Origin of the sequence: Vibrio sp. OPT46, from assembly GCF_015163535.1 — a bacterium.
In the GTDB taxonomy this organism is placed as follows: domain Bacteria; phylum Pseudomonadota; class Gammaproteobacteria; order Enterobacterales; family Vibrionaceae; genus Vibrio; species Vibrio alginolyticus.
Window position 1 is genome coordinate 56371 of sequence record NZ_JADDYG010000445.1, and the last position, 6450, is coordinate 62820.

Annotated in this window: 7 protein-coding genes; all 7 read left to right on the forward strand. The window is 43.3% G+C overall.

The annotated features are described in order from the left end of the window. Nucleotides 1-343 (forward strand): late competence development ComFB family protein (locus IQR33_RS19540; RefSeq protein WP_193843943.1); only part of this gene is annotated, 343 nt, incomplete at its 5' end. Nucleotides 344-384: 41 nt separating this feature from the next. Further along, entirely contained in the window at nucleotides 385-666 is a 282-nt protein-coding gene (locus IQR33_RS19545; RefSeq protein ID WP_005376244.1) for an HlyU family transcriptional regulator, read from the forward strand. 434 nt (nucleotides 667-1100) lie between these two features. Next, nucleotides 1101-2657 (forward strand): Re/Si-specific NAD(P)(+) transhydrogenase subunit alpha, encoded by a 1557-nt coding sequence (locus IQR33_RS19550; RefSeq protein ID WP_064354790.1) that lies wholly within the window; start codon nucleotides 1101-1103, stop codon nucleotides 2655-2657. 8 nt (nucleotides 2658-2665) lie between these two features. Further along, the gene (gene pntB / locus IQR33_RS19555; RefSeq protein WP_005376248.1) at nucleotides 2666-4042 is read left to right on the forward strand and encodes a Re/Si-specific NAD(P)(+) transhydrogenase subunit beta; all 1377 of its coding nucleotides are present in this window, start codon (nucleotides 2666-2668) and stop codon (nucleotides 4040-4042) included. Between the two features lie 155 nt (nucleotides 4043-4197). Next, complete coding sequence (gene vxrA / locus IQR33_RS19560) at nucleotides 4198-5652, forward strand: sensor histidine kinase VxrA (protein WP_025767766.1); 1455 nt, start codon at nucleotides 4198-4200, stop codon at nucleotides 5650-5652. Then, a complete protein-coding gene (vxrB, locus tag IQR33_RS19565) occupies nucleotides 5627-6289 on the forward strand; it encodes a response regulator transcription factor VxrB (protein ID WP_005376251.1) in 663 nt (220 codons plus the stop codon). Before vxrA ends, vxrB begins: the two co-directional genes overlap by 26 nt. 63 nt (nucleotides 6290-6352) lie before the next feature. Continuing rightward, a partial coding sequence (locus tag IQR33_RS33605) for a DUF2861 family protein (RefSeq protein WP_228014002.1) occupies nucleotides 6353-6450 on the forward strand: 98 nt, incomplete at its 3' end.

A 6450-nucleotide genomic window follows, 5' to 3' on the forward strand; every position in this document is an offset into this window, starting at 1 on the left:
CTACATGGAAACATTAGTAGGCCAGGTTCTCAGTTTGCCCGAATTTTTAGAACAGTATGACAACGAACAGTTAGCCGATATTGCTTGCCTTGCGCTTATCCAGCTCAAGCCTGTCTATATCCGTCATGATATTGATTTTTTGTCTTCACTTCCTGAACAAAAATTAAGCCAGTTTAAGCAAAGCGCGGATATAGCGGTGAAAAACGCCGCAGAAATGGTGAAAGAAGACAGGCGTAAGAACCGAGAGTATGATGTGCCTGTAATTTTTTCCCATACTAGTTATGATGATGATAAAGAGTTGGATTGGTATGAAAAACCGATCCTTAACGTTAATATTAAGTAAGAGTCGCTCAGTTGACTAGTGAGCTGACCCAAGGAGGAATCGTGGGATTTTTTTCGCGTTTGTTTGGTGGTAGTGAGAAAACGGTTGAAGCCAAAAATATCGAACCAGTTGAATATAAAGGTTTCCTTATTTACCCAGAGAGCCTTTCAGAGGGCGGACAATATCGCATCGCTGGTCGAATAGAAAAGCATGACAATGATGAAGTGAAAACACATCGGTTTATTCGCTCCGATTTGCTTGGCTCAGAGCAAGATGCCAATGACCTTATGTTGAAGAAATCTCAAATGTTTATTGATCAAATGGGCGATAAAATCTTCGACTAGCAATTTACTGCAATTTGATTCCAGTCATCTTAAAAAGAGCCATTAGTGTATATGCTAGTGGCTCTTTCTTTTTAACGCTTAAATCTCTGTTAAGTCAGTATTTAATCGTTACCTGATTAGACCTCAGTCTAGTACGGTGTTGCGTTGTTATTTTTCGTGCACAGAGCGACAATCATTCATTACTTAGCGTTATATGTAATGAAATTTAGTATTTAAATTACAAAACACTTGAAGTAATGAGACGCGTTCGATACAAACAGAATAATAACAGGGCTGTTAGTCAAGGTGTTATTGTGCAAATGGGTGTCCCCAAACATCATCTTTCGTTTGCAATTGTCTTGCGTGGTAAACAGATAGAAATAAAAAAGAATTAGAGTAGAGCGACGCTCTGTTTTGGGACTAATTTATTGATATGTATACAAGGAGTATGCGTTTTGCAAATCGGTGTACCTAAAGAGATACTCGCGGGTGAATCGCGAGTGGCTGCATCGCCGAAGTCGGTTGAGCAGTTAATAAAATTGGGATTCGATGTCGCGATTGAATCCCAAGCGGGGGTGCTAGCGAGTTTCGATGATGCCGCTTATGAAGCAGCTGGTGCGAAAATCCTTTCTAGTGAAGAAGTTTGGGCATCTGGCCTTATTTTAAAAGTTAATGCGCCAATTGTGGATGATGAGCAAGGCATTGACGAAATTGCGTTACTGCAAGATGGAGCAACACTGGTTAGCTTTATTTGGCCGGCTCAAAATGCTGAGTTGATGGAACAACTTTCAAGTAAGAACATTAACGTTCTTGCCATGGATTCCGTTCCTCGTATCTCACGTGCACAAGCCTTAGACGCGCTATCTTCGATGGCTAATATCGCTGGTTATCGTGCAGTGGTTGAGGCAGCTCATGAGTTTGGTCGTTTCTTTACAGGTCAAATTACGGCTGCCGGTAAAGTACCTCCAGCGAAAGTATTGGTTGCGGGTGCTGGCGTCGCTGGCTTGGCGGCTATCGGTGCTGCAGGTAGCTTAGGTGCCATTGTCCGTGCGTTTGACGTCCGCCCAGAAGTAAAAGAGCAAGTTGAATCGATGGGCGCTGAGTTCCTGACCGTTGACTTTCAAGAAGAGTCAGGCTCTGGGGATGGCTACGCAAAAGAAATGTCTGATGACTTCAACAAAAAAGCGGCAGAGTTATACGCAGAGCAAGCTAAAGATGTTGATATCATTATTACGACCGCGCTCATCCCTGGTAAACCTGCGCCGAAGTTGATCACCAAAGAAATGGTCGACAGCATGAAAGCGGGCAGTGTAATTGTCGACTTGGCAGCTGCTAATGGTGGTAACTGTGAATATACAGTGAAAGACCAAGTTATCATGACGGATAACGGCGTAAAAATTGTTGGTTACACTGACATGGTTGGTCGTTTGCCAACACAATCTTCTCAGCTTTACGCGACAAACCTTGTCAATCTTCTAAAACTGCTGTGTAAAGAGAAAGATGGCAACATCAATATTGATTTTGAAGATGTTGTTATCCGTGGCGTTACCGTGGTGAAAGAAGGTGAAGTTACTTGGCCAGCGCCACCAATTCAGGTTTCAGCTCAGCCGCAAGTGAAACAAGAACAGCCTGTGAAGCCAGAGCCTAAAGTAGAAGAACCTACGTCTCCAACGAAGAAAATTATTGGTATGGCAGCGGCTGTTGGAGCCTTTGCATGGGTTGCATCGGTTGCTCCAGCAGCGTTTCTTTCTCACTTTACTGTATTTGTTCTAGCGTGTGTTGTCGGATACTACGTAGTATGGAATGTTACCCATGCACTTCATACTCCACTAATGTCAGTAACGAATGCTATCTCTGGCATTATTGTCGTTGGTGCATTACTGCAAATTGGACAAGGTAATGGCGTCGTTTCATTTCTATCTTTTATTGCCGTATTGATCGCGAGTATCAATATCTTCGGTGGTTTCACCGTCACCAAGCGTATGCTTGAAATGTTCCGCAAAGATAAATAGGAGTCACAATGTCTGCAGGATTAGTACAAGCAGCTTACATTGTTGCTGCATTATTTTTCATCATGAGTTTGGCGGGGCTTTCAAAGCAAGAGTCTGCTCGTAATGGTAACTACTACGGTATCGCTGGTATGACGATCGCGCTAATAGCGACGATCTTTAGCCCAGATGCGCAAGGTTTTGGTTGGATCATTATCGCGATGGCGATAGGTGGTGCGATCGGTATTTTCTATGCGAAGAAAGTAGAAATGACCGAGATGCCAGAACTGGTTGCGATTCTACACAGCTTTGTAGGTTTAGCTGCGGTTTTAGTTGGCTACAACAGTTACCTAGATGCGCCAGAAGCAGCAACACATGCTGAGCATGTTATCCACCTTGTAGAAGTATTCTTGGGTGTGTTCATCGGTGCCGTAACTTTCACCGGTTCAATTGTCGCATTTGGTAAGCTGCGTGGTGTGATTTCTTCGTCGCCACTTAACCTGCCTCATAAGCACAAAATGAACCTCGCAGCGGTTGTTATTTCTACGCTTCTTATGATCTACTTCGTAAAAGCAGATGGCAGCATGTTCGCTCTTATTGTGATGACTTTGATCGCGTTCGCATTCGGCTACCATTTAGTCGCTTCAATCGGTGGTGCTGATATGCCAGTTGTTGTCTCTATGTTGAACTCATACTCAGGTTGGGCAGCAGCGGCAGCAGGTTTCATGCTCGCAAATGATCTATTGATTGTAACAGGTGCTTTGGTAGGTTCATCAGGTGCGATTCTTTCTTACATCATGTGTAAAGCAATGAACCGTTCGTTTATCAGTGTTATTGCCGGTGGTTTTGGTCAAGAGATAGTGATTTCAGGTGACGAAGAGCAGGGCGAATATCGTGAAACAACGGCTGAAGAAGTTGCAGAGATGTTGAAGAACTCAAAATCAGTAATCATCACTCCAGGATATGGCATGGCAGTAGCTCAGGCACAATACCCTGTTCATGAAATTACTGATGTACTTCGTTCACAAGGTATTGAAGTTCGCTTTGGGATTCACCCAGTAGCGGGTCGTCTACCGGGGCATATGAATGTGTTACTCGCTGAAGCAAAAGTACCGTATGATATCGTTCTTGAAATGGATGAAATCAATGATGACTTTGCAGAAACCGATACCGTATTGGTTATCGGTGCTAACGATACGGTCAACCCAGCCGCACTGGAAGATCCGAACAGCCCAATCGCTGGTATGCCCGTATTGGAGGTATGGAACGCGAAAAACGTAGTGGTATTCAAGCGCTCAATGAATACTGGTTACGCAGGAGTACAGAACCCACTGTTCTTCAAAGAAAATACATCAATGCTATTTGGTGATGCGAAAGAAAGTGTTGAGTCTATTTTTAAAGCACTTTAACCATTCTTGATTTAAAACTATACAGGGTCAGCAATCGCTGGCCCTTTTTTGTTCCGTTTCAATGTTATAGTAATGCAAATCCTTCTGTTAGCAGATGTCAATTGCTTGTAGATTGATGTATAGTTTTGGCTAATGTAACAAGTGACGGTAACAGTTTGATTAAAAAGTTTTTGCTCGGTTTTGCAACTGTATTGCCGCTTTTTTCGGCACCTGCATTTTCCGATTCACTACCAGAAAGAATAGATACGTTTACAGAGCTATTTAACTATGAAGTAGCTCTTAAGTCGTACGATATTCGTATTCTGCAATCAAATTATCCTACCAAGTTACTTGCGCCAGATTCGCTTCTGCCGCAAACGTCTGACTATCCGTTAAAAGATATCCAACAGCTTTACAGCTTGGCGAATACTTGTCGTGGCAAATTACCATTAAGTCCTTTAATTACTGAGCCTTTAGTATTTACAAGGGCGATTTGTAAAGGGACGCAGCTGACACCTCGTTGGTTCTCGCGTAGTGGTCTCATTCACCCTGGTGGTGGGACGTATGCGGCACGTTATGTGGATAAGTATCCAGAACTCAAACCCAAACTATCTCAGTACATGCATATAAAAGAGCGTGATAACGAGGAAGGGGATGAGTTGCTAGAAAGCTTGAAAAACATGGATGACGACGCCATTAATGCTTTGATTGCAGGCGCGAGCATGTTTATTGAAGGTAACGAACTTTGGTTAAGACGTGGTGACCGTTACTTTGTTTTCGAGAAAGATATCTGGCAAGAGAACGTAGCGAATGCGGGTCTGTCATACGCTCTAGCGTCTCAAAGCAAAAGTTGCTTTGTTAAACGAGGTAATATTTGTTGGGATGTAGAAGATCACTCGCAAGTTTTGCGGATCAGTATGATCATACTGGTAATCGCCAATATTCTTTTGGTGATTGGTTGGGCGGTGTACCGTTGGAATAGTAAGCGAGAAGAACTACGTAGTAGAATGCTCGTGTTGCAAATTTTAACGCATGAGCTCAGAACACCGATTGCATCTCTGTCACTAACGGTTGAGGGCTTTCGTCGAGAGTTCGAGCATTTGCCTGAAAGTGTGTATGACGAATTCCGCAGATTGTGTGAAGATACGCGCCGCCTGCGTCAATTGGCAGAAGCGAGTAAAGATTATTTGCAATCTGATAACCAAATGCTTGCAACAGACTGGGTACCATCCGTTGCAGATTGGTTAGAATTTAAGATCGAAGAAGAATTTGATAGTGCCGTGCTTTTTAACATCAATGAAGATGTGGCTGCTAAAGTTAATGTGTACTGGTTAGGAACTTGTATCGATAACTTGCTTCGTAATGCGCTTAAGTACGGTGTCGCACCGGTTGAATTGGATGTCTCAACTAGTGAAGAAAAAATAGTATTCCAAGTCCGAGATGCAGGAGGCCTAACGGCTAAAGATTGGGCAAATTTGAAGAAACCGTTCGTAAGTAAGAGCGGGTTAGGACTTGGATTAACAATCGTTGAATCTATGGTAGGCCGCATGGGCGGAAAAATGTCCTTAATGGGACCACCTACAACTTTTATATTGGAGATACCTTGTGAAACAGACACTGCTTCTCGTTGAGGACGATAAAAACTTGGCTGACGGCCTGTTAGTAAGCCTGGAACAAGCAGGATATGAGTGTTTACATGTGGAGCGTATTGCAGACGTAGAGCCACAATGGAAAAAAGCTGACTTGGTAATTCTCGATCGCCAACTCCCAGATGGTGACTCTGTACAATGTCTCCCAGAATGGAAACAGATTAAAGACGTACCAGTTATCTTGTTAACGGCACTTGTTACCGTAAAAGATAAAGTTGCAGGCCTTGATTCCGGCGCGAACGACTACTTAACAAAGCCTTTTGCTGAGGCGGAGCTTTTTGCGAGAATCCGTGCACAGCTACGAGCACCGGATTCAGCAGAACAAAGCAACGCTGATAAAGTGATTACAAAAGACTTAGAGATTGACCGCTCGACTCGTGAAGTGACTTATAAAGACGAGCTAATTACGCTTACTCGAACAGAGTTTGATTTGCTGCTATTTTTGGCGTCAAACTTAGGTCGCGTGTTTACTCGTGATGAGCTGCTTGACCACGTTTGGGGTTACAATCACTTCCCGACAACACGTACGGTTGATACACATGTACTACAGCTTCGTCAAAAACTGCCAGGACTGGAAATTGAAACACTTCGTGGTGTTGGCTACAAGATGAAAGCATAAGTCGTAATGAAAATACTACTCCCTGTAGTTGTCTCATTAGCGTTAGTGAAACCAGTCCATGCGATGGACTGGTTTCAAACTAACACGCCTTTAACACAGGCACATCAACACTTACTTGAAGATGATCTTGCGGGTATGTTCAACTCTCTTGTTGAACTCTG